The following is a 25,977-nucleotide window of genomic DNA, read 5'->3' as shown; positions in this document are numbered from 1 at the left end:
ATCTTCCAGGTCGCCGACATCGGCCTCGTCGGTGACCTCTTCAAGGTCGTGCCCGAACTGACCTCCAAGCTCTGATCCGGGAACCGGCGCGGTGGTGAAGGCCCTTCGGTCGCGACGGCGACGAAGGTCCGCATCCCGGCAAGCTCGATTATTGCCAACATGGTCAACCGCAAACTGGCCCCGCCGATCACCGAGCGCGGCGATCGCGCGACGCTGGCGTCGATCGCCGCAAACACGTCGAGGTCGATCAGATTGAACTCGCGGTCGTTCAGCTCCACAATCTCACGGGTGTTGCCGCTAGCCATCTTCCGGGTGGCGTCGTGCCGCTGAGCTAGGCCAGGCGCTCACTCCCTAGCCAAGGACAACGCTCACACGCTGGCTGTTCATCGTCGCGGTGCCGAACGCGGTGAGGAAGGCGACATCCGCGGCGTCGCGCCCGATGCCGATCTTGGCCATCTGACCCTCCTTGGCCATGCCGGTCGCATCGACAAGGTGCCATGCGCCACCCAAGAACACCTCGGCGACGGCATGAAAGTCCGGCGGCTCTACGCCGAGCGCGTAGACGCTGGCGATCCGCGCGGGGATACCCGCCGCGCGCGCCAGGGTGATCATGACATGCGCATAATCACGGCAGATGCCCTGTCGCTTGACGAACGTGTCGAGCGCGGTGGTTTCAGCATCGCTCGCGCCCGGCACATAGGAGAAATGCCGGGCGATCCAATCACGCATGGCGATCACCCTGGCGCCACCCTCGAGCCCCCCGAACTCGGCGTCGATGAACGGCTGGAACCGATCGGATGGGCAATAGCGCGACGGCCAGAGATACTGGACGGTTTCTCCCGGAAGGAGATGCGGCGGGACGGCATCGAGCGCGCAGCAATCGTCCAGCAGACGGGTGATTGAGACGGTCGCCCTATAATCGACCAGCAGCTGCCCCTGGTGCCGCAGCCAGATCCGCTCGCCGATCGCGTCTTGCGCGGGCACACGCGCGAAATGCTCGGTCGGAGTGAGCTCGATACTGGCGGTTTCGATTACCTGCTCGGGGATCGCCGCGGCTTCGATCTGCAGCAGGATATCGCAAACCTCTGCGAACCAGTAATCGAGTTGCACCTGGATGCTTAAGCTCATGATCGGCCCTTGGCTGTGCGATGATCCGCGTTGAGCAACGCGATGTCGTCAGGGCGACTGCCCCTGAGCCATGTGCTTGGCATGAATATCTCCAGATCCCAATCTCATTCCCGCGGCGCGAAGGAAATGCGCAAAAGCGACAAAGGTTACAGGTCGCTTCCAGTCTGTCCGCGGCCTCGGATAGGTCGGGCGGCGAGACGTGCGCCGGTAACCCATCCTCCCTGCGCATCGCCGCCACCGGGACCGCATCCGCTGCGCCACGGTCCGACGCAGACGCGGCCCGCCAAGCGCTGGTCGTGACGGTAAAACAGTCTCTCTTTTGCTCCGGAGCAGCCACAGGCGTCAGCCCTGCGCTTGCCCGGCCACTTCATCCGCCAGCGGAAGATCGAACGCGAAGCAGGCACCGCCGCCCGGCTGATTGGTGACGGACAATCTGCCGCCCATCCTTTCTACCGCCGTGCGGCAGATCTGCAGCCCCATGCCGATACCGGTCGACTTGGTCGTGAAGAAGGGTTCGAACAGCTTCTCGATATGCGCTTCGGGAACCCCTGGCCCGGTATCCGCGACGCGGACCCGCACCGCCCCCGCCTCCACGGCGATGTCGATCGTGACGCGGCCAGGTGCCGACTGGTCGCGCATCGCATCGACGGCGTTGTTGACCAGGTTCACGAACACCTGCTGCAGTTCGACGGGATCGCCGCTGACCATCGGCATCTCGGCTACGCAGTCAATCTCCAAGTCGACATTTGCCCGCTTGAGATCATGGTCCAGCAGGTCGCGCGTGTCGGCGGCGAGGCGGCACAGATCGATTTCCTGCACCGCGCGTCGCCCGGAGACGATGTTCTCCCGGGTTCGTTCGACGATGCCGACAACACGCTGCGCGGTCTTCTCGATGCGCCGGAGGATGCGGCCGATCGCCTCCATGTCAGGCTGTTCACGCCCGGCGTGGCGCAGACCGGTCTGCGCGTCCATCAGCATGGAGGCGATCGGCTGGTTCAGTTCATGCGCGATCGACGCGGAGAAGGCGCCCACCGTCGCAATCCGGTTCGAGCGAGCGAGTTCGGCCTGTGCCGCCTGCCGCAGTCCCTCGATGCGCTCCTGCTCCGAAAGATCGACATGGCTGGACAGATACAGCCCCTCCGGCAGCCGGATCACGGTGAAATAGACCGGAATGCGCCGATCGCCTTTCCCCGTGAGCACGGTCCGTCCATCGATATAATCAGTGCCGTGATAATACATTTCGAGCTGCCGCAGGAGCACCTCGGGCCCATCCTCCGCGTTCTGCGCCGGCGGGTTGGCGGTGAGTTCGGCAACGCTGTCATAGCCCATGAGCCGCGCCAGCGCCCCGTTGACCCGCGTCGTCCGGATCGCGCCCAGCACCCGCGCCAATTCCTCCGGATGCTCGGTCATATAGGTGCGCAGGTCGGTCACGCCGCCGGCCTTGATCTCGTCGAGGATCCGCTCGGCCGCGCTGAAATCCATTTCCGCGAAGGTCATGTTGCTGACGTCGAACAGCCCGGCATAGCGGCGCTCGGTGCGCAGCAGTTCGGAGGTTCGCTCCGCGACGCGCTGCTCCAGCGTCTCGTTCAGCTCTCGCACCTTTTGGTGCGCGAGCACCTCCGCATGAATGTCTGAAACGCCCCCATAATAGCGGATCTCTTTGGAATCCTCAGCCATCCGCACCGGCCGGCCGACGATCGACATCCAGCGATAGCTGCCGTCGGCATGGCGCAGGCGAAACGTGTCGCGCAGTTCGTCACCAGCAGCAAAGGATTTCTCCAGATTGGCGAGATAGGCTGCGCGATCGTCCGGATGGAAATCCTCGATCCAGTCCTGCGCCGCGATCACGGCGTTAAGATCCCGGCCGGTCACCTGCGTGAAACGCTCATTGTAAAAATCGACCTGCGCCTTGCGGTTCGCCCGGAACAGGATCTGCGGCACCGAATTGGTGAAGTTGATCAACTCCCGCCGGTTTTCCTCGAGCTCCACCCGCAGCTTCTGCAACTCTTCCTTCGCGACAATTTCGTCATGCACGTCCGAAAGGCCACCGAAGCGCTCCACCTGCCCGGTCAGCGGGGAAAAGGCGGGCTGGTCATAGATCTGCATCCAGCGATAGGCGCCATCCGCCTGCCGCACCCGCACCTTGAGATCGGTGACGGTGCGGGTCGCCACCGCCTGCGAGACAGTTTCGTAGAGGATCGGAACATCGTCGGGATGGACCACGTCGTTGTAACGCTGCCCCTCCAGCACCGACCAGCGATCGAGCCCGGTCACCGTCGTCCAGCTCTGGTTGAGATACTCGATCTCGCCGCGCGGATTGGATCGCCACAGGACGAAAGGTACCGAGTTGGCGAAGAGCTCGACCTCGGATCGGCTGCGTTCGAGATCCTTCTTCATTTCCTCCAGCCGTTTGCGACTGACCAGCAGCGCCGCGGTAACGCCGATCGCGATGCAGGCGAACAGGCAGCGTAGCGCGCTCGCGGGCGAGGGCTGGTCGAGGTGAACAAGCATCCATGCAAGGATCGTGAGCAGCACGCAAAAACTGCGCGGCACGCGCAACCGCCTTGCCGCCGACCGCGGCGGAGACGAGGACCAGCACCGCCAGATACAGGATGGAGATCGCAAAATCATACTCGGCGATGCTGTCGACCCAGAAGACAAATGCCGCCAAAAGTGTTGCCGCGACCAGCAGCAGGGGCCTTTTCAGTCGCTCGGTCATGCCGTGCCGGCGCCTCTTGGGATCATGTTCATCGCGCCCCCATCCGAGGGCGCCTATCGACTAGCCTTTCTCCTGCTTCCAGTCATCGCGCAAAGACGGTATGATCGCGAATATACCGTTCGACCTACAGCCTTTTTTACCGCGCCATTGCGAACCGGGCGTTCGCGATCGTACCGCCGCCCGGCACCAGCGCATCGATGACGGCCGGGACGACATATTGCGGATCGTGCAGGCCGAACGCATCGGCCAATTGCGCTGCGTTCGAGGCATAGGCGGGGGTCGAAAGCACGCGCCGCGCCGCCTCCCGCACCATCTCAGCCGTCGGCGCATTGCTACCGATGGCAACGCCCGCGCCCGTCCAGTCGATCCGCGCGGCCACCTCGCGCTTGTCTTCGGTCATGCCGGCCTGGACGATCGGCACGCCCATGCTCAGCGCGTGCGTGACCGTGCCATAGCCACCATTGGTGACGAGCAGGCTCAACTTCGGCATCAGCCAGTCATAGGGAAGATAGGGCGCCACCCGGGCGTTGCGGGGAAGCGTGCCCAACGCCTCGACCGGCCGCCCGCCGGTGGTGGCGACGACGATCACATCCGGCTCGTCCGCCAATGCCGCCAGCGTCGGCGCGATCAACTGGCCGAGATCGGCGTTGGCGACGGTGCCCTGTGTCACCAGCACGATCCTGCGGCCATCGTCCAGATCCTTCGCCCATGTCGGAAGCGGAAGCGTACCGGGTGCTGGCGGATTGGCGCCGATGAAACGGATCGACGGCGGCAGCGGACCACGGCCAAATTCGAGTTCCGGCACGCCCGCCTGCAGAAAGGCGTCAGGCAGCAGGATCATCGCGTCATAGAAAGGCAGCGGCAGCCGCGGGCAGCCGTGCCGCAGCAGGACATCGTTGATCATCGCATCGATCGGATCGAACCATGCCGCTTTCGCCTCGGCAAAGGATCGCGCGTAATCGGCGCGCTCCTCGTCACTGGTGGCGGGGCGCAGGCCCGAGAAAATCGGCGCATGATCCGGGCGCCCGAGCTGCAGGAAGGTCGCGCCGAGATGCACGATCGCCGGCCGGTGCGGACGCTGCCGCGCCAGCAGCGGCAGCGTTGCAAAGGTCATGCTCTCGGCGATGATCAGATCCGCAGGAAAGACCTTCAGCAGTTCGGCAAGCCCGGCATACTCGGCCTCCATGCGCCCCACGAACAGCCGCTCCCACGCCACTTTGCGTGCAGCGAAGCCGGGTGTCAGCGTCCGACGCTCCGGGAACAATCGGTCCATATCAGCGAGGTCGACATCGGCATCCGGCGGAAAGGGATGGAAACCCAGCCCGCTCATCTCGATCTGCCGGCGAAACACGCTCGGCGCATATCCCACGACCTCATGGCCGGCCGCGTGCAGCAGGCGCGCAATGCCCAGAACGGGGTTGAGATGGCCGATCAGCGGCGCGGCGGTAACGATGATTTTCACGGATCACGATCCCTTGCAGATCTGTCAGGCGGACAGACCCTGATCGGGCGCGCGAACTACCTTGCCATTTCGTCCAAGTTTATCGGATTGCATTCGTAGCCGATGCATGGCTTGCGTCGGGATGCGCGTGCCGGCGGCTCCGTTCAGTTCGACGCGGCGAGATAGGCCTGGCAGGCGCGGGGCAGTTCGCGGCGCAGGCAGGCCATATGCGCCTCCGACGCCTCGGCCTCCATCGCAACCCGTACCGAACCACCGAGCAGGGTCGCGACCATGAAGGCCACGGCGTTGAGGTCGACAAAGCGCGCGTCGGGCGCGGAGTTGAGCAATCGGGCGATCATCGCCACCATCTGCTCCATCGTCCGGCTCATCACCTCACCCAGATCGAACTCGGCGGCGATGCCGTAGATCGCGCGCGATGCAACCGCGTCAGCCATTTTCGCGTCCAGCCACGCCGTCGCCAGCCCTTCCGCGATCGCGGCCAGATGGCGACCCTCAAGGCGCGATGCCGCCGCGACCATGGCGCTCTTGATCGACTCGAGCTGCCGCTCGACAATCGCGAAGAGCAAAGCCTGCTTGTGCGGATAATATTGATACATCGTGCCGACCGACACCCCCGCCCGCGCCGCCACCCGCGTGGTCGTGAGGCGCGCAACGCCATCGGAAAGCAAAACCTGAATGGTTGCGGTGTAGATCGCTTCGATCGTCGCCGCCGACCGCGCCTGCCGCGGCGTTTTCCGGGGCTGGAGCAGCGATGGCGCGGGACGGTTCATATGCGAATTCCAGACCTGAATGATCCTTCATATATTTGCTGCATAATCACCGCAGCGCAAGGATGCATGTCATGAACACTATTCTCATCACCGGCTGCTCGACGGGTTTCGGCCGCGAGACCGCGCTTCATTTCCTCGACCGGGGCTGGTCGGTCATCGCCACGATGCGCGATCCCGCCGCCAGCACCTTGCCGGCCGTGGACAGGCTGCGCGTCCTGCCGCTCGACGTGACCGACGCGGCGAGCGTGGCGGCCGCCCTTAGCGAAACCGGGGCGATCGACGTGCTGGTCAACAATGCCGGCATCGGCTGGCTCAACGCCATCGAGGGCACGTCGATGGAGACGTTGCGCGATGTCTTCGAGACCAACCTGTTCGGCGCCGTTGCGATGATGCAGGCGGTGCTTCCGGGGATGCGCGAACGGCGGTCTGGCGTGATCGTGAACGTCGGCTCGAGTTCGACGCTGAAGCCGCTGCCGCTGCTTTCGGTCTACCGCGCCAGCAAGGCGGCGATGACGGCTCTGACAGAGTCCGCAGCGCTGGAACTCGCCGAATTCGGCATCCGCGCAAGAGTCGTTCTGCCAGGGATGGCGCCGACGACCGATTTCGCAACCACGGCGCGCAAGCGCATCGCCGAAGGCGGCTTCTTCCCCGCCCCCTATGAAGGCTTCGCTGCCCGGACCATGGAGATGATGGAGACTGCCATGTCCGGCGATATCACCACCGCGCAGGATGTCGCCGAGGCGGTCTTCCGCGCGGCGACCGATCCCGACTGCCCGATGGTGCTTCCCGCCGGCGCCGATGCGATCGCCTGGTCCAACACCGCCGCCTGATAGTTACAACGCCTATTCCCGCGAAACAGATCGAGATGATCCCGCATGCCCACCCGTAATCGCTATTATGCCGGTCCGCCCTCGGCCCATTTCGACGGGCTGCGCTTCCTGAACCCGGCCGGCGAACCGGAAACGGACCGTGGCCTGCGCGATCTGCTGCGCTGGCGCCGGACCGCGCCCAGAACGCAGTGGCCGGCATCGGTGCCGGTCTCCCCCATCGTTCCGGACGCGCGGGCAGCGGGATTGCGCGTCACCATGATCGGCCATGCCACGCTGCTCATCCAGATCGCCGGCCTCAACATCCTGACCGATCCGGTGTGGTCGGAGCGGGCCAGCCCGGTGCGCTTCGCCGGGCCGCGCCGGGTAACGGCACCCGGCGTCACCATCGCCGATCTGCCGCCGATCCACGCGATCCTGCTCTCCCACAATCATTACGACCATCTCGACGTCGCCACATTGAAGCGACTGATCCCGGGGCACGACCCGCTGATCGTCACGCCGCTGGGCAATGACAGTATCATCCGTCGCCACATCCCCAAGGCGCGCGTGGTAGCGGGGGACTGGTTCGACCGATTCGAGATCGCGCCCGATGTGGAGGCGCATATCGTGCCGGCGCTTCACTGGTCGTCCCGCGGCCCGGGGGACCGGCGCATGGCGCTGTGGGGCGGGTTCATGCTGCGCGCGCAAGGCCGCCTGGTCTATTTCGCCGGCGATACCGGTTACGGCACCGGCGCGATCTTCCGAGAGCTGCGCGAACGATTCGGCCCTACCGATCTCGCATTGCTGCCGATCGGCGCCTATGATCCGCGCTGGTTCATGTCCGCGCAGCACACCGATCCGGAAGAGGCCATCCAGATCATGCTCGACCTGGAGGCGCGCGCCGCGGTGGGCATGCATTGGGGCACGTTCAAGCTGACCGATGAGCCGCGCGACGAACCCGCATTGCGATTGACCGCCGGCCTTGCGGCACGCGGCATTGCCGAGGAACGCTTCGTCGCTCTGCGCCCGGCAGATCAGGTGGCGTTCAACCAAGCCGGTGCCGACGGCCGAGCCACGCTTACGCCGATCGCTTCCGGCCGTTGATCGTCACATCGATGAACCGCACATCCTGGGTGCCCGATACGCTCAGATCGGGATCGGCCAGCGTCAGGTCGATCGCCTCGAAGCGGATATCGGCGATATCGGTTTGGCCCGGATTGGGGCTGATCTCTCCGAACGCGCCGAAGCGGCCGCAGAGGCCGCCGAGGGTCACCGCGCGGACGGTAGATTTCGGCGGCGCGGCGCCCTGAAGGTTGGCGTACTGGCTCCAGGGCTTGATCAGCAAGACGCGTCCGCCCTCATTATTGAGCGTGATGTTGCGAACATGGATGTCTTCGTAAAGTTGCGGCGTGTCAGGGCGCAGTTTGAGCATCAGCAGGTTCATCGCGCCCGTGACGCGACAGTCCTCGATGCGTACATCGCGGACGACTGTCGCCTCGCTGCCGCACGAGAAAGCCTGGTGGCCGCGCCGGAACATGCAGTTGCGCACCCGGATGCGCTCAACCGGGGGACTGCTGCGGTCCTCCAACGCGCGCGGCCCCTTCGATCCCTTGGCGGCGATGCAATCGTCGGTGACGGAGAAGTGGCAGCCGTCGATCAGCACGTCCCGGCAACTGTCCAGGTCGATGCCGTCGCTGCTGGGGGCCTGCTTGTAATCATCGGGCACTTCGAAACGCGCGCCCCGCACCACCACGCCGTCGCAGCGATAGAGGTGGAGGTTCCAGAACTGCGAATCCTTGAAGGTAACGCCTTCTACAAGAACGTCGCGCGATTCCTCGATCAGCGCCAACCGTGCACGCGGTACGCCCAGGTTGGGGAAGTTATGCGGATCGGGGGCGGCATTGCGCAATTGCCAGAAGCGGTCCCAGATCGGCCGGCCAGCACCGTCGAGCGTGCCCGCGCCGGTGATCCTGAGACCGTCGCAGCCGCTGGCATTGATCAGCGCCGGGGTGAAGCGCTCCTCGAAATGCCCTTCGATCCGCGTGCGCCGCGGCGGGAAATGCATCATGTCGGTCGAACAGCGCAGCACCGCGCCGGCATCGAGCTGAAGATGCACGCCGGGCTTCAGGAACAGCGCGCCGCTGACGAACACGCCCCGCGGCACAACCAACGTACCACCTCCTCCCGCGGCAAGACGATCGATCGCCGCCTGGATGGGGGCGGTATTGACCGTAACACCATCGCCGCGCGCGCCGGCATCGCTGATCCGCACCCTGGCCGGCCTGGCCGTCGCGGCGACCAGCGGCAAACCAAGGAGCGACGCGGCAAAACGCCGACGGGTGAAACGGCGAATGGCCATCGATCATCCTCCTCGTTGGACGGTTGGGGCCGCCGGATCCGGAGCGCATGTATCAGATGGATCCGGGGCGGCAAACGGCGGCGGCGCGCTTGTCGCCCTCTGCCCGCGCGCCTAGAACCGGCCGGTTCCCGTCGTTCGAGGATGTTCCGCCTTGCGTATCACCCCGCTGCTTGCCGCCGTTTCGCTGCTCGCCAGTCTCTCCGCCGCCCCCGCCATTGCTGTCGACAAGCCCGCCGCCGAGAAGGCGGACGAGAAGAAGGCCGATGATGCCGGTCAGCTCCCGCCGCTGCCCGCCGACAAGACCATCCGGCAGTCCGCACGGATCGGGGGGAGGCTGCTGTCCTACGAGGCGACGGTCGGCACGATCGCGGTGCGCGACGAGAAGGGTAAGGAAATCGGGCAGGTCGTCTACACCGCCTATACCGTGCCGGGCGCCGATTATCGCCGGCCGGTGACGTTCGCATTCAACGGCGGGCCGGGTGCGGCCTCGGTCTATCTCAACCTCGGTGCGATCGGCCCCAAGCGCGTGCAGTTCGGCGCGCAGGGCGATGCGCCGTCGGACCTGCCGATCGCGGTCGACAATCCCAACAGCTGGTTGGATTTCACCGATCTGGTCTTCATCGATCCGATCGGCACCGGCTTCAGTCGCAGCCTGGTGGACGAGGCGCAGACCAAGAAGGCGTTCTACGCCAATGATCCCGACATCAAATATCTCTCCAAGGTCGTCTATGACTGGCTGGTGAAGGCTGGCCGGCTGCGCTCGCCCAAATATGTCATGGGCGAAAGCTATGGTGGCTATCGCGCGCCGCGCATTGCCTATGAACTGCAGTCGCAGATCGGCGTGGGCGTCAACGGCCTGATCATGGTCTCGCCCTACCTCGATCCCGCCTCGGGCGACGAGGCGACTGCCCTCTCGCCGTTGCCCTGGATGGTCAACCTGCCTTCGATGGCCGCGGCGGAGCTCGAACGGCAAGGCCGGCTGACTCCGCAGGCAATGGCGGAGATCGAGGCCTATACCCGCGGCGAGTTTGCCACCGACCTGCTACGCGGCCGCGCGGACCAGGCAGCGGTCACACGCATTGTTGCGCGCGTCAGCCAGCTCACCGGGCTCGATCCCGCACTCGTGCAGAAGCTGGGCGGGCGCGTCGACACCGGCACCTATCTGCGCGAGGTGCGCCGCAGCGCGGGCACGATCGGCAGCGTCTATGATTCCAACGTCACGGGCTTCGATCCCTTCCCCTGGGCCGCCGAGCGCAAGTCCAACGATCCGATCCTGGACGCACTGATCGCGCCCACCACCAGCGCGATGGTCGATTTCGTGACGCGTGAGGTCGGCTGGAAGACGGATGCGCGCTTCAACGCCCTCTCCTATGCGGTGAACGCCGCTTGGGATCGCGGCAAACCGGAAGACACGCCAGTGCAGGATCTGCGCAAGGCGATCTCGGTGGATCCGCGCATGGCAGTGATGATCGTCCACGGCTGGGACGATCTCTCCTGCCCCTATTTCGCCTCGCGCCTGATTGTCGACCAGATGCCAGCCTTCGGCACCGCCGAGCGGATCAAGCTGAGCGTCTATCCCGGCGGTCACATGTTCTACAGCCGCAACGACAGCGGCGCGCAATTCAAGGCCGATGCTCAGGCGCTTTACCACACGCGCTGAACGGACGCGCGGCACGGCCCCGGCGATGGCGATCGTCTCGGGGGCCGCGCTGGCGCTCCCCCTGCCCGCGCCTGCCGCGGCACTGTCTGGCGAGACCGTGGCGGCGATCGAGCATGACAGCATCACCGTCACCGGCAAAAGGCTGGGCACGACGCGGATCGACTATCGGCTGAAAGACAAGGCAATCTCCTATTGCGGCGGACGTGACCGGGAGCAGGATCCGGCAGCGATCGACAGGATCTGCGGCTTCGTGCGCGACTGCGCGTTCGACGGCCAGCGCGCGCCCGTGGCATTGCGCGTCTGCGTGGAGGTGCGAATCGCGCGCTGGCAGCGACGCACGGGCGGATAGGCTATTCCAGCGCCGTGCGGATGAGCGTCGGAATACGCGCCCAGGCGAGCCCCACATTGCCGCCCTAAAGCCAGGCGACAACGAATGTCATGGTTATGATTCCGCTGCCGAAACCCTCCGATCGCACAGTAAGCAGGAAGAAGACCAGAGCAAAGCAAAGGACAAGGAGGAAGCCGTACAAGCTCCGCAAGGCGTAGCGGAGCACCCGTCCATCAGCGCCATTTTCGATCCGGAACCGTCCTCGATCGTAGATGGCCAGCGCGAGCCCGTTTGCGTTCAGCCTTGCCCACCAGAACGGCGCCTCGAAGGCGAGCGCACGGGCACGTCGCGATGTGACCAGCTTTCCCTGTCGGTCGAGCAAGCGCACAACGCGGTCGAGCAGTTCCGCATCCGACATCGCGGTCGGCACAGGTGTCGCGCCGCGAAGATACCAGAGACTGTCCCACATCGAGCACCCGCTTGCCGGCCACCATCTGGCTTAAGCCATGCGCGACTGCAAGGCGCGGCGCAAATGGGGTGCGCAGCTCAGTGCAGCTGGTCGCGATCCCGGTCGCGCGCGTTCCAACCATGCTCGCGCGCGAGCACCGCAGCGTGGGTGCGGTTGCGCGCCTGCATTTTTCGGAACAAGGTCTTAAGCGCCAGCTTCACCGTTGCCTCGCTCACCTCCAGCCGGCGTGAGATCGACTTGTTGGGCAAGCCAAGGATGAGACCGTCCAGCACCGATCGCTCGCGCGTGGTGAGGCCTGGCCACGGATCATGTGGAGGCTTGGCCGGGATGTCGCGCGACACATGTTCGATCAGCGCCGCTGGATAGACCCTTTCGCCTAGTGCGACGAGATCGAGCTGGGATCGCAGCGCACGAAAGGCGCTGTTACCGCTGACATAGCCGGCGGCACCCGCCTTGAAGATCTTGGAGATGTGTTGCGGATCGCTGCTGCTGCCCATTACGACGATCTTGGCGTCAGGGCGCCGTTCCCGCAAAGTATCGAGCGCATGATATTCACCATGCGGCACGAACAGGTCACTGATCAGGATGATATTTTCACCCTGCGGCGCGGTGCCGGAAAGATCATGTGGGCCAGCGCAGGTTTCGACATGGCCGCAATCGTCCGACATCAGCCGGCGCAGCCCTTCGCGCATGATCTGGTTCTGTATCACCAACGAAATATGAGACGCCGATCGCATGTCCCCCCCCCGGGCATCGTGGTACGCCCCGGAACTGGAAGAGAGCTTCCCCACTCAACCCCGCATCCCGGCTCTTGCAACTGTCTACCAATAACTTCTGAACAATAGATTAATTTTTGTTCATCATTTTGGTACAGCTATGGTTGGATCGCGCGGACCAGCCCTTCGCTTACCCAGCGACCAAGCCATTGTCCGGCCTGCGCGATGCCGGCTTCTTCACCCAGTTTTTCGACCGCGGCGGTACACAACGCCGCAAAGGGCAACCCGGCGTGGGCGTGGATCAGCGCGGTCTGCTCGTCCGCCTCGATAGCGCGAAACCGGGGCACAAACCCCTGCCGCCAGACGAGCAACGCGCCGGAGACAGCAAGCCGCCGCGGCGCGGGCGGTTCGTGACCGGCAGCAAGCGCGGACCAGATGCAGTCGGCATTGGTCGCCCGATCCCCGATGTTCATCGTCGGCACGAGGCGCAGCACGGCGCGGTCCCAATCAACATCGGCAAGATCCGCAGCCGTGATCGCCGGGGCATCCACGCCGACAAACGCCTCGTCGAGCGCCAGATCGATCCACGCGAGCTCGGCGATCTCGGGGTCGGCGGGGTAGAGCAGGTGCAGGCTCGACGGGAAATCATGGCCATACGCATCAAGCGTCCAGCCGCCCGGCGGCACGCGATCGACATGAAACGCCGCGGCGGCGAGGAACGCTTCGTCGCCGATCCACGCGCGCGTCCGTACGAACCCGGTTTCGAGGCAGGCGACGAGTTGCGCTCGATAGTTGTTCTGGTGGACGCGCAGGCCAGGCCCGGCATCGCGGCCGATGCGCCCTGCCGCCGCGCCGTCCTCGCGGGTCAGCCAGGCGCGCATGTCGCGCTGGAAGGCGAGGAGGCTCATGCCGCGGCCGCAAGCGCGGTGGCAGCGATGCCGCGCACCGTGGAGAGTTCGGCGAGAAGGTCGGCGAGCGGCGGGATGTCGTCGTCACGCTCGATCATCGTCGCGACCGCCCCCAGCCGGGGCAGCACATGCGAATAGAGATCGAGCACCGATGCCGGCACCGGTCGGTCATGCGTATCGACCAGCAGTTCGACACCCTGGCTATGCCCGGCGAGATGGATCTGCCGCACGCGATCATGCGGCACGCCGTCCAGATATGCGATTGGATCGAAGCCGTGGTTGCAGGCGCTGACATAGACATTGTTGACGTCGAGCAGCAGCCCGCAGCCGGTGCGCGCGCACATCGCGTCGAGGAACGCCCATTCGGTCATGTCGGCCTCGGCGAAACGGATATAGGTGGAGGGGTTCTCGACCAGCATCGTCCGGCCGAGCACATCCTGCGCGCGGTGGATGTTGGCGCAGACCGTATCGAGCGCCTCCTGCGTGTAAGGCAGCGGCAGCAGGTCATGCGCGCTGAACCCCTCGATCCGCGTCCAGCTCAGATGGTCGGAGACGAACAGCGGCTCGATCTCGTCGACGAGCGCGCGAAGCCGCGCCAGATATGCGCCGTCCAGCCCGTCCGCCGAGCCGATCGACATCGAGACGCCGTGCAGCGCGACCGGATAGTCCGCGCGCACATCGCGCAGGATCTGCCGGGGACGGCCGCCATCGACCATGAAATTCTCCGAGATCACCTCGACGAAATCTACGGCGATGGGCCCACTATGAAAGTCCGTATAATGCGGGCGGCGCAAGCCGAGGCCGAAGCCGGCCAACCGGGGAATGGTCATCGGACAGGCCTCGGGCAAAGCATCCGGCCCGGTGGAGCGGTTCCCCGCCGGGCCGGCACGGCTCATTTCTTCGGTTCGGTCAGGCTGCCGCCGGCGGCCTTGCATTCCTTGCTGGTGAGCGCCTTGAAGCCCTGCCCCTTGCAGCCGTTCTGGCCCTTGCACTCATTCTTCGCGGTCTTGCAGTCGGACGTGCCCTTGCACGTATTGATGCCATAGCAATGGACGACTTCCGCCTTGGCACCCTCGTCTGCCGCAACGGCGGCGGGGGCTGATGCCATTGCCACCGCGACGACGGCGGCGGAGGCGGCGATGCCGAGGGCGCTTTGCTGCGTGATCATCATGAACTCTCTCCTCTTCAGATCCTGCCGATGTGGCCTTTCACATTCGCCACCGCCCGTCGGCAGGTTACAGGCAGCGATGAATTCACCAGCGCAGCAGCCGCGGGCCGAGCACCGCGCCGAGCGCGGCCGCCAGCAGAATGCCGAGCGAATACCAGGTCAGCACGAAGATCGCCGACACCTCCGGACAGTGCAGGCAATAAACGGTAGCGGCAAAAGCGCCGGCGGTGAGACCCGCAGCGGCACCCGCCGCGCGCAGCCGCGTCGGCGCGAGCTGGCGGAACGACCAGAGCAGCCCCGCGAAGATCGGCACCGCGAGCGACAACACCCGCCATGGGCAGCTCGTCCAGCTATGCCCCAGCCACATCGCCAGCCAGTCCGCCGGGGGCGTGCACGCCAGTTCGAACAGGCAGATCATCGCGAGCAGGGCGATCGGGATCGCGGTGAGCCACAGCCCGCGCAGCCGATCGCTGTCGGGTCGGGCGAGCTGCACCGTCACCACCAGCGCGGCGAGCGTCAGCGAGAGCGTGTAGCCCCACTTCATCCAGAAGGGGAAACCGCGCATCGCCTTGCCCAGATCGGGGCGGATGCCCATCCAGACCGTGACCAGCAAGGCGGAGGCGAGGGCCCCAAGCACGAGGCCGATCGCGATACGACGCCCCACAGTGCTGCGCGGCACCCGTCGGGTATCGCGGGCGAGATCGGCGATGAGATCCTCGGTCTTCATCGCGCGGCGCCATGGATGCGCGCGATCAGGGTCTTGATGCCGCGATGGACCGAAACCTTGACGTCCGACTGGCCGATGCCGCCCGCTTCGGCTGCCTCGACCACGCTCAACCCCTCGATCCGCGTCGCGCGGATCATCTGCGCCTGCTTGGGCGGCAGCACGGTGAGCAGATCGTCGATGTCGAGCCGGGCGAGCACCGCCGCCTCGAAATCCTCGGCGACCAGCACCTCTTCCAGTCCGTCGATCGGCTGCAGCCGGCCGCGCCGGCGAAAATGATCGACCATCTTGTAACGCGCGATCGCAAACAGCCACGCGGTGAACGCACGATCCCGATCATAGGTCGCCCGACGTGTGTGAACCGCAATCAACGTTTCCTGCACCAGATCCTCGATATCGTCGTCGGCGCCGTTGACGCGTCGCCGATAGAAGCCCCGCAACACGGGAACGAGCAGGCGCAGCAACGCGGTATGGGCGCCGGCGTCACCGTCGAGCCCATCGACCATCAATCGCCGCAGAAGCGCTTCGTCCGCCCGCATCCATGCTCCTCGATCGCAGGTACGGTTCAGGTTCGGCGCAGGTTACACCCGCATCGCGATTTTTTCTTGAAGACCTCGTAACCACGGCGCGCCCTGCCGCGAAACCGCTTCAGTGACACGGTTCAACAGCCTCCTCCCGTGTCACCGCGCGGCCCGGCATCCCCCGCCGGGCCGCGCGCAGAGGCGTTCATATTCTTGAGGATCATCTGATGCGCACCACCCACGCCACGCTTGCCGCCACATTGGCGATCACCGCCGCCGCGCTTGCCACCTCGGCCAATGCTCAGGCCAAGCAGGACAAGATGGAAAAATGCTACGGCGTCTCGCTTGCCGGCAAGAATGACTGCAAGGCGGGCGCCGGCACGAGCTGCGCCGGCACTTCCAAGGTCGATTATCAGGGCAATGCCTGGACGCTGGTGAAGGCGGGCACATGCACCACGATCAAGACGCCCAAGGGCAATGGCTCGCTGACGCCCAAGGCGTGAGCCCGCAAACCTGAGCATCGCGGGCCGGGCGGCGATCCAGCCCCCGGCCCGCGCTTCATTCGGAGACCATCATGGCTGCGCCCGCCACCCTCCATGCACGCTTCGCCCAGGCCGCATCGACGCTGCTGCCCGAGGCGCTGCTGCTGCTCGTCGCCCGCCTCGGCATCGCCGCGATCTTCTTCCTTTCCGGTCGCACCAAGGTGGATGGCGTGCTGCACATCACCGACAGCACCTATGAGCTGTTCCGTAGCGAATATGCGCTGCCGCTGATCCCGCCGGAAAGCGCCGCGGTGCTGGCGACAGGCGCCGAGCATCTCTTTCCGGTGCTGCTCGTGATCGGGCTGTCCACGCGGTTTTCGGCGCTGGCGCTGCTGGCCATGACAGCGACGATCCAGATCTTCGTCTATCCCGATGCCTGGCCGACGCATCTGAGCTGGGCGGCGATCCTGCTGCCGCTGATCGCGCGCGGCGGAGGAGCGTGGTCGCTCGATGCACTGCTCGGGAAATCGCGCTGACGACTTTCACAATATCCAGTTCGCCGCCAACGCGGTGACGTCTCCGGTGAACAACACGCTGAAATCAGCGAGCGCATCGCCATCGACATCACCTGACAATATCGTGCTGTTGGCGCCGGCGTCATAGCCCAGCACGACTTCGCCGGCTGCATGTGTAAATGCGGCGACGAAGTGGAAAGCGTCGTCCACCGCGGTGCCCGTATCGGCGTCGATCGCGGAGAGGTCGACGCGGTCGCCGCTTGCGAAATCGACGATCCGGTCGGCATCGGCACCGACGACGCTGTCGCCGACAGCGGCAAGGACGAACAGATCGTCGCCTGCGCCTCCCGTCAGCAGATCACGGCCACCGCCGCCGATGAGAGTATTGGCCAGCGACGACCCCGTCAGCGTGTCGGCGAAGGCCGAACCCCGCACGGCCTCGACATTGAGGATCGTATCGATGCCCTGGCCGCCGCCCACCGCCTGCGCACCGGCCAGCGACAGGTTCACGGTCACGCCGGCACCGGCCGCAGCATAGCTGACCATATCCGTGTTGAGACCGCCATCGAGATGGTCGTTGCCAGAGCCGCCGGTCAGCACATCGTCACCGTTCGCCCCTGCAAGCATGTCATTGCCACTACCGCCGTCGATCGTGTCATTCCCGCTGCCGCCATCGATGCGGTCATTGCCGATGCCGCCCGCGATGATGTTGACCTGCGAACTGCCGGTCAGCGTGTCGTCGAACGCTGAGCCGGTGAGGTTCTCGATCGACGCAAGCGTGTCGATGCCGGCGCCGCCGCTGTTCTGCGCGACGGCGATCGCGAGACTTACGATCACTGCGCTCGCCGCCCCGGCATAGCTCGCCGTATCGGCACCGGTGCCGCCGAACAGCATATCGTCGCCTGCGCCGCCGACCAGCACGTCATTGCCGGCATTGCCGGTCAACACATTGGCTCCGGCATCGCCGGTCAGCTGATCGTCGAACGCGCCACCTGTCAGATTCTCGATCCCGCCCAGTGTATCGGTGCCGGCGGAGAGGGTGAACTGTGCCCCGGTGATCGCCAGGCTGACCTTCACCGCCCCGGTTGCGGTCGCGTAGGTTGCGAGATCGCGGCCGTCACCGCCATTCATGATGTCGTTGGCGAGACCGCCATTGAGCACATCGTCGCCCGCGCCTCCATCAAGCCGGTTGCTGAGGTCGTTGCCGGTCAGCGTGTCACCGAAGGCCGAGCCGATGATGTTCTCGATCCGGATGAGGCGATCGATGCCGGCGTTGCCGGTGTTCTGCCCTTGGCCGAGGAGGTTGATGGTGATCGCGCCCGTCGCGCCCGCATAGCTCGCGGTATCGATGCCGAGCCCCCCGTCGAGCGTGTCGTTGCCCGCTCCTCCGGTCAGCAGATCATTGCCGGCATTGCCGCTGAGCACATTGTCACCACCATCGCCGCGCAGCACGTCGTCAAACGCGGTGCCCGCCAGATTCTCGATCCCGACGAGAGTGTCGATGCCACCCCCACCGGTATCCTGCGGGCCTGCAAGCCCCAGATCGACATGTACGGCGGCGACCGCCGCGACATAGTCGGCAGTGTCGCTGCCGAGGCCGCCGTCCAGCAGATCGTTGCCGCCCCCGCCGACCAGCAGGTCGTTGCCGGCGTTGCCGGAGAGCACATTGTTGCCGGCATCGCCGCCCAGCACGTCATTGAACGCCGAGCCGGAGAGATTCTCGATGCCGTCCAGCGTGTCCGCCCCGGCGCCCAGCGTATCCTGCGGAGACGCCGTCGCGAGACTGACCGCCACGGCGCGCGTCGAGGCGGCATAGCTGGCGGTATCGGTTCCCTCGCCACCCGACAGCACATCACTGCCGCCGCCCCCCGCCAGGAGGTCATCACCGGCATCTCCCGCCAATATATTGGCGCCGGCATTGCCGGTGAGCGTGTCGGCAAAGGCAGTGCCCGTCAGATTCTCTATGTCTGTCAGCGTATCACTGCCGGAACCGCCGCTCGCCGTTCCCGTCGCGAGGCTGGCGACGACCGCTGCGATTGCCGATCCGAACCGAATAGTGTCCACGCCCGCACCGCCATCGAGCACATCGTCGCCACCGCCACCGTCGAGCGTGTCGTCGCTGGCGCCACCCCACAGGATATTGGTCACGCCATTTCCCGTCAGAACGTCGGCGACGTCTGAGCCGATGATGTTCTCGATCCCGGTCAGGGTGTCGATCCCGCCGACCCGCGTGTCCTGCGCGGTCGTGATCGCCAGATTGACGACGACGCCCTGAGCTCCCCGCGAGAAGGCCGATGCGTAGGTCACCGTATCCGTTCCCGCGCCACCGATCAGTACATCATCATCCGTGTTGCCGAGGCTGAAGGCGTCGAACGATCCCGTCAGAAGATCGTCGCCATCGCCACCGTCGAGTGTATCGCCAGTCAAACCACCCCGCAGGATGTCGTTGCCGCCCATGCCGTACAGCGTCATGTGATGGGATATGCCATACATGATGTTGTCGAGCGCATTGCCAATTCCAGTCACCAGTCCCGGCCCTTGGGTCATCAGATCTTCGATATGATCCGGCAAGGTGAAGGAGACGTCGATGAGCGCGATGTCGATCCCGCCCCCCTCCTCCTCGACCAGCGTCGCATTCGAAGCATGGACGGAATAGCGGTCGTTCCCGGCGCCGCCTTCCATGAGGAGCCCGCCATCGAGAACATCATCGCCATTGCCGCCGAACAGGCCGTCGTCGCCACCGCCGCTGATGAGCTGGTCACTACCATCGCCACCGTAGAGCAGATTGTCTGCCGCATCCCCGATGAGCAGGTCGCCGAACGCGCTGCCCACGACATTCTCGATGCCGGACAGCGTGTCGGCACCCGCCCCGATGGTGTTCTGCTCTTCCATGAGCGCCAGTCGAATGTAGACGGTAAAGATCGCATCCGCGTAGTTCGCGGTGTCGTTCCCCACGCCACCGATCAGCACGTCGTTGCCGGCACCGCCATTGAGCAGATCGTTGCCGCCGCCGCCATCGAGCCTATCGTTGCTGCCCAAGCCGTTGATGACGTCATCCGCGATGCCACCCTGGTCACCTGAGATCGTATCCCTGCCGGCTGTGCCGTTGTAGGTAGGCATCCGTCATCCTCTCCATGCTGCGGTCATCGGCGCCGCGCATGGCCACACGGCTCGCGTTCGCAACCGACGACATCGCCGCTTGTCAGCGTGTGATTTGTCTATCGTCGAACAATAGAGCCACCTGCAAACGCCACCAAACCGAAAGTGGCTGAGACGGAAAATCTCGGGCTGAAAAATAAGGATGCTCAACGGTCGGTGAACACCACCCCCGTGCATCTCATCCAGAACCGACTAATGCATTGCCACGCAGGGATTATCCGGCCCAGCCACAGTTCAGAAACAATTCGACGCAATTCCAGCGCAGTTCGTCTCGTCATGATAAGTTTTCGGAAGAGACCAGAACTTTGCTGCAGGGCATTGATCCTGGCGTGTCGCGCCGATCGGGGGCGACCGGGGGAAATTCTGCCACAGGCGGCGGCAAAGGCATGAAAACGCAAGAGACACCTGGCGCGGCGATGTACGCGTCTTCGGGAATGACACCGCTAGTCCGCTGCATCGCTGCGTTGACGTTGCGGCGCTGCACCCCAGCACCGCGAACATGAAGGCCGAGATCGACGGCTGCGGCCCGTCAGGCCCGGCGATGGACGACTGGTGGGATGTCATCGTCGTCGGCACCGGGCTGGGCGGTGCGACGATCGGACATCGGCTGGCGCAGGCCGGGCACCGCGTACTGTTTCTCGAAAAGGGCAAGGAGAGCTTCCCGCCCCTTGCCGACCCCGATATCGCCGAACCCGAGGATCCCGCCGAGCGGCTCGACCGCGCGCATTGGCCGGATCGAGTCTCGGTGACCGTCGACAGTCGGCCCACCGAGATGTTCGCGCCGCTGGGCTGCGGGGCCGGCGGTTCATCGCAGCTCTACGCCGCCACGCTCGAACGCTTCGAGCGCAGTGATGTGGAGAGCGTAGCGGGATTGCCCCACCCCACCGGCGGCTGGCCGATCCGCTGGGCGGACCTGCAGCGTTATTATGGCGAGGCGGAACGGCTCTACCGCATCGTCGGCACGATGGACCCGCTGGCGCGGGATGATGGGCCGGCGCTCCCGCCCCCGCCGCCTGCCAGTCCGGTGGATGCCGAACTGATGCAGAACATGGCCGGCATCGGGCTCAACCCCTATCGCCTTCACGTCGGCTTCGCCTATCTGCCCGGCTGCGGCGAATGCGGCGGCAAGCCCTGCCCGATGCGCTGCAAGAGCGATTCCCGGCTGATCTGCGTGGAGCCGGCACTGGCCAGCGGCCGCGCGACACTGCGCAGCGAATGCGAGGTGCTGCGCATCGAGGCAGACGACACTCGTGCGCACGGCGTGACCTATCGTGACGCGGACGGAGGCGAAATCAGCGTCCGCGCGCGCATGGTGGTGCTGGCGGCAGGCGCCTACCGAAGTCCCGCGCTGCTGCTGCAATCGACCTCCCCCGCCTGGCCCGGTGGGCTTGCCAATCGCACCGATCAGGTTGGCCGGCACCTGATGTTCCATGTCAACGAATGGTTCGCGGTGTGGCCGAAACGGCGCGCATCGCAGGCCGGGCCGCGCAAGACGATCGGTCTGAGGGATTTCTACACGATGGATGGCGTGCGGCTGGGCAGCATCCAGTCCACCGGACTCTCGGCAAGCGGTTATCATGTCTACCGCTTCCTGGTCGACATGGTGGAGCGCAGCCGCCTGCCCAAGATCAGGCGTTTGTTTCCGTTGCTCAAGATCCCGGCGAAGATCGCGGCGAAGCTGTTCGGCGAGGCGACCGTGTTCGTGATGATCGTCGAGGATCTCGGCTATCCCGACAACCGCGTCGTCCTCGATCCGAAGGCGCCAGGCCGGATCCGCGTACTCTATACCGTGCGCGACGAACTGCGCGAGCGCAGCCGCATGGCGCGCAAGCTGATCGGCAAGGCGTTCCGCGGCCTGCGTCCCTTTCCGTTCAACTTCGACCTGCAGCTCAACTATGGCCATGCCTGCGGCACCTGCCGCGCCGGCACCGACCCCGCGACGAGCGTGGTCGATGGCGACTGCAAGGCGCATGACGTCGACAATCTCTACATCGTCGATTCCGCGTTCATGCCCACCAGCGGCGGCACCAACCTGGGGCTGACGATCATCGCCAACGCACTGCGCGTGGGCGATATCATCAGCACGCGCCTGCGCGCCGCCGGGGTGGTCGCGGCGGAGGTGCAGGACGCGGCGATGGTCGCGGCGACGACCCTGGGGGTCTGATCGCCGCGGTTCAGTGCAGGTCTTCGGGCGCGGTCGGCAGCAGGCATTCGGTCAGCAAAGCGCGCGCCTGTGGCGTCAGCCGATGCCTGGCGAGCGCGACGATCGCCAGCAGTTCGAACTCGATCGTCGCGCGGCAGCCGGTGACGAAGCAACGGATCGCATAGCCAAGCGCTTCGGGCACCAGCACGTCGGGCTGATCGGCTGGCAGAAGTGCTGCCACAAGCTCATCCGCGGTGGCTGCATCCGCCGCGTGGCGCGCGCGGATGCGCTCGATCAGCCCTTGCGCGAGCCCGTCGCCGCCGCTCGGCAACAACGCCTCCAGCCGCACCAGCGCATCATTGCCATCGCGCGCGAGGACCTCGGCCAGCATGCCGCACAGCGCCGCCACCATCTCCGCCGGCGGGCGCGCCGGCAGGTCGTCGGCCACGCGCTCGAGCCGGTCGCACAACCCGTTGCGCAGCCGATGCCCGGCGATCAGCCGGACGAGATCGATCTCGTGGATCACATGCCATCGCCGCGCGAACGGCACCACGCTGCCACCAGTCGGCTTTGCTTCCATCGGGCCATCCTTCCCTTCGTGGCGCTGCATGGCAGCGGCAACGCGGCGCGGCATTGACGCGCGTCAACGGCCCCCATCGACGGCGATGGACAATATGACGATGATGTGACATCGGCCGCGCGCTCGAAGAGAAAGCGAAGAAATTGGCCCGCGCCGATCACCGCCATTACCTGTCTGCCGCAATTGCCGGCTGCTTTTGTCTGTTCGCCAGCCCCGCCCGGGCGCAGCAACAAGATGAGCAACTCTGGTTCCAAGCAAACACAAATGTGCCCATTGTCAAAGACTTGCGTGTCACGCTGGAGCAGATCGCGCGCACCAGCGATCGGCAGGATGGGCTTTACCAGAGCGAACTCGGCGCGCTGTTGGGCGTGCGACTCAGCCCAAATGTAGAACTGGGCTTCGGCTATCGCTGGGTCGGTGCGCACAACGGCAACAGCGGCGCCAACGAAAACCGCATCCGCCAGCAGGTGGTCGCCACCTTCGGCCCATTGACGACGCGGTTCCGCGTCGATGAGCGCTTCAACCCGCGCGGCAGCGAGGTCGGTTTCCGTATCCGCCCGCTGATCCGCTACAACCACAAGCTTAACCGCAAGGGGCTGGCGCTGTTCGTCAGCCATGAGAGCTTCTATCTGCCCAACGCCACGCGCTGGGGGCAGCGCCGCGGCTATGAGCGGATGCGCAATATCATCGGCTTCACCTTGCCGCTCGGCCGCAAGATGTCCGCCGATCTCGGCTATCTCAACCAGTTTCGCCCGGCGCGTAGCGGATCACGCGCGCAGATGGACCACGCTCTCAGCCTGCAGCTGACGCTCAACCTGCGCGGCTTCGTCGCGCCCAACATCCACGACTAGGGCGGTGCGTTGCCCGCCCCCCGACCCGCGGATCAGGGGCGCAGCGGCTCGACGATTGCCGCCATGTCCTTGTCGCCCTCCCCCGCCGCGGCGGCCTCGATGAAGCGCTGGCGGGCGGCAGGGGCGATGCCGGTTTCGATGCCGGCCGCCGCCAGCGCCTGCGCGGCATAGCCGAGATCCTTCGCCATCAGCAGCGGCAGGAAATGCGGATCATAGGCGCGGTCGAGCATGCGGCGGCTGACCGCCTTGACCAGCGGGCTGCCGGGGGCGCCTTCGGTCAGGATCGATACAGCCTGCTCGGCATCCAGCCCGCGCCGCTCGAACAGCGCCACCGCTTCGGCCAGGCACGCCACCTGCACGCCGCACAGGAAATTGTTGGCGAGCTTCACGATCGCCCCGCTGCCCACCGGTCCGAGATGGACAATCGTGCTGCCCATCGCCGCCAGCGCCGGACGCGCGCGGCCGAGCACCGCCGCCTCGCCGCCGACCAGAAAGCGCAGCGCGCCCGTGGCCGCCTGGTCACGGCTGCCGGTCACCGGCGCCTCGAGCATGTCGACACCGCGCGCGGCGGCAGCGGCCGCAAGCTCGGCGATCCAGTCCCCGGTCAATGTGCTCGATTCGATCGCAATTGCGCCGGGCGCCATCGCCGCCAGTGCGCCATTTTCCCCGGTCCAGACGCTCCGCGAGACATCGTCGTCGGCGAGCATCGCGATGACGATCCCAGCGCCGGCCGCGGCGTCCGCAGGGCTGGCGGCGATGCGCGCGGGTGTTTCGGCGAAGGGCGCCGACTTCGCGGCGCTACGGTTCCACACCGCCACATCGAACCCCGCCGCCAGCAACTGGCGGGCCATGCCCGATCCCATCAGCCCCAGGCCGAGCACCGCTACCGTCGTCATCGTCATCCCATTCCCTGTGCGCATATGTGATCGCGTCAACGTATAGCGGCGGGCGGCGCGGTGCTCACGCGCGATGTGCTTGATTCCCGCGCCGTTCGCCCTGCGCAAAGCAGAAGGGCGCGGGCGGAGGATTCGGTGCTGCGCCCCACCCCCCGGACACCCCCTAATCTCCCCGCAATTCCCCTTGATATGCCCCCAGCATTCCCGCACCGAAGCAGACGAAGATGATCCGGGCGAACGCATCCGCCGCCGCCACGAACGCGCGCACCTCACGCACCGCGATCGTCACCGCCCGGTCCACCGGATAGCCATAGACGCCGCAGCTGATCGCAGGGAAGGCGATGCTCCGGACGCCGTTGGCGCGGGCGAGCGCCAGGCTGTTGCGATAGCAGGCGGCGAGCAGTTCGGGCTCGCCGGCATCGCCGCCGCGCCAGACCGGGCCGACGGTGTGGATCACGTGGCGCGCGGAAAGGCGATAGCCGCCGGTGATACGGGCCTCGCCGGTCGGGCAGCCACCGAGGGTGCGGCATTCGGCCAGCAGGTCCGGACCCGCGGCGCGGTGGATGGCGCCGTCGACGCCGCCGCCGCCGAGCAGGCTGGAATTGGCGGCGTTGACGATCGCATCGACGGCGAGCCGGGTGATGTCGCCCTCCAGCGCCTCGATGCGGGTCATGCTCATGGTCGCGTCCACAATCCTTCGCGGGAAGCGGGCGGTGGCGTCGAGAAGGCCTCGCCGAGCGCCTTCAACACCGCACCGGCCTTTGCCGTTCCGCTGGTCGTCACGCGCCGGTCGAGCGCCGCCGCCCCTTCCGCGGCGACGATACGGGCGATGCCGCCATAGATGCCCGCCGCCGCGAGCACCGCCCAGCGCGAACGGAAGGGCAGCCGCGCCGCGCCGACCCGCGCTGACGCCTCGTAGCGCGCCGCCATCGTCGCCAGCCGCCGGGTGAGCGCCGCGAGCTGCGCGCGGTAGCGGCGGTCGAGCAGGTCGGCGGGATCGATCTCCGCCTCCGCCAGCCAGTCGGCGGGGAGATAGCAGCGGCCCGCACGATGATCCTCGGCGACGTCGCGGGCGATGTTGGCGAGCTGGAAGGCGATGCCGAGGTCGGTCGCGCGATCGAGCGTGTCGCGGTCGGCGGGCGAGACGCCCATCACCACCGCCATCATGCAACCGACGACGCCGGCGACGTGCCAGCAATAGCGCAGCAGATCCTGCTCGGTCTGCGGGCGCCAGCCGGCGGCGTCGAGCGCGAAGCCGGCGATATGTTCGGCAGGCAGCGCCGGCGACATCGCGGTTTCGGCAGCGACGATGCGCAGCGCGTCGAATGCGGGATCGCCGACGACCTCGCCGGCGAGCGCGGTCGCGGTCTTGGCGGCGATCTCGGCAAGGCGCGCCTCGGCGTCATCCGCGCTCAGCCGCTCGGCGTCATGACCATGATCCTGCCCGTCAGCGAGATCGTCGCAGCGGCGGCACCAGGCATAGAGCAGCCAGGCGCGCTGCCGCGTCGGGCGGTCGAACAGCCGGCTCGCCAGCGCGAAGCTGCGCGAGCCCCGCGCGATGCTCTCTTCTGCGGTCGCGACGATCGCGTCGCGGGCCGGCAGCAGCGTCG

Annotated in this window: 26 protein-coding genes; 8 read left to right on the top strand and 18 right to left on the bottom strand. The window is 66.0% G+C overall.

Translation table 11 applies throughout. The features are described from left to right. From FHS96_RS23700 to FHS96_RS23680, 5 genes are all read right to left on the bottom strand, one after another. Positions 1-305: hypothetical protein (locus tag FHS96_RS23700; RefSeq protein WP_429597838.1), on the bottom strand; the 305-nt coding region annotated here is incomplete at its 3' end. A gap of 46 nt (positions 306-351) precedes the next feature. After that, complete coding sequence (locus FHS96_RS23695) at positions 352-1,128, bottom strand: transglutaminase-like domain-containing protein (RefSeq protein WP_429597836.1); 777 nt, start codon at positions 1,126-1,128, stop codon at positions 352-354. 342 nt (positions 1,129-1,470) lie between these two features. Further along, entirely contained in the window at positions 1,471-3,681 is a 2,211-nt protein-coding gene (locus FHS96_RS23690; RefSeq protein ID WP_429597834.1) for an ATP-binding protein, read from the bottom strand. Between the two features lie 302 nt (positions 3,682-3,983). Then, the gene (locus tag FHS96_RS23685) at positions 3,984-5,309 is read right to left on the bottom strand and encodes a glycosyltransferase (RefSeq protein WP_429597832.1); all 1,326 of its coding nucleotides are present in this window, start codon (positions 5,307-5,309) and stop codon (positions 3,984-3,986) included. A gap of 143 nt (positions 5,310-5,452) precedes the next feature. Continuing rightward, positions 5,453-6,079: a TetR/AcrR family transcriptional regulator gene (locus FHS96_RS23680; protein WP_429597830.1), complete on the bottom strand. Its 627-nt coding sequence runs from the start codon at positions 6,077-6,079 to the stop codon at positions 5,453-5,455. A 71-nt stretch (positions 6,080-6,150) separates the two neighbouring features. Here FHS96_RS23680 and FHS96_RS23675 point away from each other — a divergent pair, with 71 nt between their 5' ends. Both FHS96_RS23675 and FHS96_RS23670 read left to right on the top strand, forming a co-directional pair. Then, positions 6,151-6,909 carry an SDR family oxidoreductase gene (locus FHS96_RS23675; RefSeq protein WP_429597828.1) on the top strand — a complete coding sequence of 253 codons (759 nt, stop codon included), beginning with the start codon at positions 6,151-6,153 and terminating at the stop codon, positions 6,907-6,909. A 45-nt stretch (positions 6,910-6,954) separates the two neighbouring features. After that, entirely contained in the window at positions 6,955-7,992 is a 1,038-nt protein-coding gene (locus FHS96_RS23670; protein WP_429597826.1) for an MBL fold metallo-hydrolase, read from the top strand. On the opposite strand, the gene FHS96_RS23665 is transcribed toward FHS96_RS23670, so the two are convergent. Next, the gene (locus tag FHS96_RS23665) at positions 7,967-9,247 is read right to left on the bottom strand and encodes a glycoside hydrolase family 28 protein (protein ID WP_429597824.1); all 1,281 of its coding nucleotides are present in this window, start codon (positions 9,245-9,247) and stop codon (positions 7,967-7,969) included. The genes FHS96_RS23670 and FHS96_RS23665 overlap by 26 nt on opposite strands. A 151-nt stretch (positions 9,248-9,398) precedes the next feature. Between FHS96_RS23665 and FHS96_RS23660 the strand changes: the two genes are divergently transcribed. Together FHS96_RS23660 and FHS96_RS23655 are read left to right on the top strand one after the other, a co-directional pair. Then, positions 9,399-10,907: a S10 family peptidase gene (locus tag FHS96_RS23660; RefSeq protein ID WP_429597822.1), complete on the top strand. Its 1,509-nt coding sequence runs from the start codon at positions 9,399-9,401 to the stop codon at positions 10,905-10,907. A 25-nt stretch (positions 10,908-10,932) separates the two neighbouring features. Next, positions 10,933-11,256: a hypothetical protein gene (locus FHS96_RS23655; RefSeq protein WP_429597820.1), complete on the top strand. Its 324-nt coding sequence runs from the start codon at positions 10,933-10,935 to the stop codon at positions 11,254-11,256. Positions 11,257-11,320: 64 nt separating this feature from the next. On the opposite strand, the gene FHS96_RS23650 is transcribed toward FHS96_RS23655, so the two are convergent. The 7 genes from FHS96_RS23650 to FHS96_RS23620 form a co-directional block, all read right to left on the bottom strand. Continuing rightward, positions 11,321-11,704, bottom strand: a complete 384-nt coding sequence (locus FHS96_RS23650) for a hypothetical protein (RefSeq protein WP_429597818.1) — start codon at positions 11,702-11,704, stop codon at positions 11,321-11,323. A gap of 77 nt (positions 11,705-11,781) precedes the next feature. Then, positions 11,782-12,396, bottom strand: a complete 615-nt coding sequence (locus FHS96_RS23645) for a LuxR C-terminal-related transcriptional regulator (RefSeq protein WP_429597816.1) — start codon at positions 12,394-12,396, stop codon at positions 11,782-11,784. 182 nt (positions 12,397-12,578) lie between these two features. Continuing rightward, positions 12,579-13,328, bottom strand: a complete 750-nt coding sequence (locus FHS96_RS23640; RefSeq protein WP_429597814.1) for an HvfC/BufC N-terminal domain-containing protein — start codon at positions 13,326-13,328, stop codon at positions 12,579-12,581. After that, positions 13,325-14,158: an MNIO family bufferin maturase gene (gene bufB / locus FHS96_RS23635; protein ID WP_429597812.1), complete on the bottom strand. Its 834-nt coding sequence runs from the start codon at positions 14,156-14,158 to the stop codon at positions 13,325-13,327. Before bufB ends, FHS96_RS23640 begins: the two co-directional genes overlap by 4 nt. 62 nt (positions 14,159-14,220) lie before the next feature. Further along, on the bottom strand, positions 14,221-14,496 hold the full coding sequence (gene bufA2, locus FHS96_RS23630; protein ID WP_429597856.1) for a BufA2 family periplasmic bufferin-type metallophore: 276 nt from the start codon (positions 14,494-14,496) through the stop codon (positions 14,221-14,223). An 85-nt stretch (positions 14,497-14,581) separates the two neighbouring features. Continuing rightward, positions 14,582-15,223: a DUF1109 domain-containing protein gene (locus tag FHS96_RS23625; RefSeq protein WP_429597810.1), complete on the bottom strand. Its 642-nt coding sequence runs from the start codon at positions 15,221-15,223 to the stop codon at positions 14,582-14,584. Next, positions 15,220-15,759: a sigma-70 family RNA polymerase sigma factor gene (locus tag FHS96_RS23620; RefSeq protein ID WP_429597808.1), complete on the bottom strand. Its 540-nt coding sequence runs from the start codon at positions 15,757-15,759 to the stop codon at positions 15,220-15,222. Before FHS96_RS23620 ends, FHS96_RS23625 begins: the two co-directional genes overlap by 4 nt. 209 nt (positions 15,760-15,968) lie before the next feature. On the opposite strand from FHS96_RS23620, the gene FHS96_RS23615 reads away from it, so the two are divergent. Beyond that, positions 15,969-16,244 (top strand): BufA1 family periplasmic bufferin-type metallophore, encoded by a 276-nt coding sequence (locus tag FHS96_RS23615; RefSeq protein WP_429597806.1) that lies wholly within the window; start codon positions 15,969-15,971, stop codon positions 16,242-16,244. Positions 16,245-16,315: 71 nt separating this feature from the next. After that, the gene (locus FHS96_RS23610; protein ID WP_429597804.1) at positions 16,316-16,759 is read left to right on the top strand and encodes a DoxX family protein; all 444 of its coding nucleotides are present in this window, start codon (positions 16,316-16,318) and stop codon (positions 16,757-16,759) included. A gap of 6 nt (positions 16,760-16,765) precedes the next feature. Here FHS96_RS23610 and FHS96_RS23605 read toward each other — a convergent pair whose 3' ends face one another. Beyond that, positions 16,766-19,858: a beta strand repeat-containing protein gene (locus tag FHS96_RS23605; protein ID WP_429597802.1), complete on the bottom strand. Its 3,093-nt coding sequence runs from the start codon at positions 19,856-19,858 to the stop codon at positions 16,766-16,768. 538 nt (positions 19,859-20,396) lie between these two features. Here FHS96_RS23605 and FHS96_RS23600 point away from each other — a divergent pair. Continuing rightward, complete coding sequence (locus FHS96_RS23600) at positions 20,397-22,061, top strand: GMC oxidoreductase (RefSeq protein ID WP_429597800.1); 1,665 nt, start codon at positions 20,397-20,399, stop codon at positions 22,059-22,061. 10 nt (positions 22,062-22,071) lie between these two features. Here the strand turns inward: FHS96_RS23600 and FHS96_RS23595 are convergent, their stop codons facing one another. Further along, a complete protein-coding gene (locus tag FHS96_RS23595; protein ID WP_429597798.1) occupies positions 22,072-22,620 on the bottom strand; it encodes a hypothetical protein in 549 nt (182 codons plus the stop codon). A gap of 143 nt (positions 22,621-22,763) precedes the next feature. On the opposite strand from FHS96_RS23595, the gene FHS96_RS23590 reads away from it, so the two are divergent. Beyond that, positions 22,764-23,471 (top strand): DUF2490 domain-containing protein, encoded by a 708-nt coding sequence (locus FHS96_RS23590; protein WP_429597796.1) that lies wholly within the window; start codon positions 22,764-22,766, stop codon positions 23,469-23,471. A gap of 32 nt (positions 23,472-23,503) precedes the next feature. On the opposite strand, the gene FHS96_RS23585 is transcribed toward FHS96_RS23590, so the two are convergent. From FHS96_RS23585 to FHS96_RS23575, 3 genes are read right to left on the bottom strand one after another with little or no spacing between them, the layout of a single operon-like run. Further along, positions 23,504-24,610 carry an NAD(P)-dependent oxidoreductase gene (locus FHS96_RS23585; RefSeq protein WP_429597794.1) on the bottom strand — a complete coding sequence of 369 codons (1,107 nt, stop codon included), beginning with the start codon at positions 24,608-24,610 and terminating at the stop codon, positions 23,504-23,506. Then, a complete protein-coding gene (locus tag FHS96_RS23580) occupies positions 24,531-25,046 on the bottom strand; it encodes an O-acetyl-ADP-ribose deacetylase (protein ID WP_429597792.1) in 516 nt (171 codons plus the stop codon). The genes FHS96_RS23585 and FHS96_RS23580 overlap by 80 nt, the downstream gene beginning before the upstream one ends. Further along, complete coding sequence (locus tag FHS96_RS23575; protein WP_429597854.1) at positions 25,043-25,972, bottom strand: phytoene/squalene synthase family protein; 930 nt, start codon at positions 25,970-25,972, stop codon at positions 25,043-25,045. Before FHS96_RS23575 ends, FHS96_RS23580 begins: the two co-directional genes overlap by 4 nt. Between the last annotated feature and the right edge of the window lie 5 nt (positions 25,973-25,977).

Origin of the sequence: Sphingomonas zeicaulis (genome assembly GCF_050433225.1) — a bacterium.
Classification (GTDB): Bacteria; Pseudomonadota; Alphaproteobacteria; order Sphingomonadales; family Sphingomonadaceae; genus Sphingomonas_D; species Sphingomonas_D zeicaulis.
The sequence above is the reverse complement of the archived record's forward strand: the minus strand, read 5'-3'. Positions and strand labels throughout refer to the sequence as shown.

What these genes read in the sequence shown, in the direction of transcription:
- FHS96_RS23695 (WP_429597836.1), bottom strand. Translation starts at nt 1,128, where the DNA reads ATGAGCTTAAGCATCCAGGTGCAACTCGATTACTGGTTCGCAGAGGTT.
- FHS96_RS23680 (WP_429597830.1), bottom strand. Translation starts at nt 6,079, where the DNA reads ATGAACCGTCCCGCGCCATCGCTGCTCCAGCCCCGGAAAACGCCGCGG.
- FHS96_RS23675 (WP_429597828.1), top strand. Translation starts at nt 6,151, where the DNA reads ATGAACACTATTCTCATCACCGGCTGCTCGACGGGTTTCGGCCGCGAG.
- FHS96_RS23670 (WP_429597826.1), top strand. Translation starts at nt 6,955, where the DNA reads ATGCCCACCCGTAATCGCTATTATGCCGGTCCGCCCTCGGCCCATTTC.
- FHS96_RS23665 (WP_429597824.1), bottom strand. Translation starts at nt 9,247, where the DNA reads ATGGCCATTCGCCGTTTCACCCGTCGGCGTTTTGCCGCGTCGCTCCTT.
- FHS96_RS23655 (WP_429597820.1), top strand. Translation starts at nt 10,933, where the DNA reads ATGGCGATCGTCTCGGGGGCCGCGCTGGCGCTCCCCCTGCCCGCGCCT.
- FHS96_RS23650 (WP_429597818.1), bottom strand. Translation starts at nt 11,704, where the DNA reads ATGTGGGACAGTCTCTGGTATCTTCGCGGCGCGACACCTGTGCCGACC.
- FHS96_RS23645 (WP_429597816.1), bottom strand. Translation starts at nt 12,396, where the DNA reads ATGCGCGAAGGGCTGCGCCGGCTGATGTCGGACGATTGCGGCCATGTC.
- FHS96_RS23640 (WP_429597814.1), bottom strand. Translation starts at nt 13,328, where the DNA reads ATGAGCCTCCTCGCCTTCCAGCGCGACATGCGCGCCTGGCTGACCCGC.
- bufB (WP_429597812.1), bottom strand. Translation starts at nt 14,158, where the DNA reads ATGACCATTCCCCGGTTGGCCGGCTTCGGCCTCGGCTTGCGCCGCCCG.
- bufA2 (WP_429597856.1), bottom strand. Translation starts at nt 14,496, where the DNA reads ATGATCACGCAGCAAAGCGCCCTCGGCATCGCCGCCTCCGCCGCCGTC.
- FHS96_RS23625 (WP_429597810.1), bottom strand. Translation starts at nt 15,223, where the DNA reads ATGAAGACCGAGGATCTCATCGCCGATCTCGCCCGCGATACCCGACGG.
- FHS96_RS23620 (WP_429597808.1), bottom strand. Translation starts at nt 15,759, where the DNA reads ATGCGGGCGGACGAAGCGCTTCTGCGGCGATTGATGGTCGATGGGCTC.
- FHS96_RS23615 (WP_429597806.1), top strand. Translation starts at nt 15,969, where the DNA reads ATGCGCACCACCCACGCCACGCTTGCCGCCACATTGGCGATCACCGCC.
- FHS96_RS23610 (WP_429597804.1), top strand. Translation starts at nt 16,316, where the DNA reads ATGGCTGCGCCCGCCACCCTCCATGCACGCTTCGCCCAGGCCGCATCG.
- FHS96_RS23605 (WP_429597802.1), bottom strand. Translation starts at nt 19,858, where the DNA reads ATGCCTACCTACAACGGCACAGCCGGCAGGGATACGATCTCAGGTGAC.
- FHS96_RS23600 (WP_429597800.1), top strand. Translation starts at nt 20,397, where the DNA reads ATGAAGGCCGAGATCGACGGCTGCGGCCCGTCAGGCCCGGCGATGGAC.
- FHS96_RS23595 (WP_429597798.1), bottom strand. Translation starts at nt 22,620, where the DNA reads ATGGAAGCAAAGCCGACTGGTGGCAGCGTGGTGCCGTTCGCGCGGCGA.
- FHS96_RS23585 (WP_429597794.1), bottom strand. Translation starts at nt 24,610, where the DNA reads ATGCGTTCGCCCGGATCATCTTCGTCTGCTTCGGTGCGGGAATGCTGG.
- FHS96_RS23580 (WP_429597792.1), bottom strand. Translation starts at nt 25,046, where the DNA reads ATGAGCATGACCCGCATCGAGGCGCTGGAGGGCGACATCACCCGGCTC.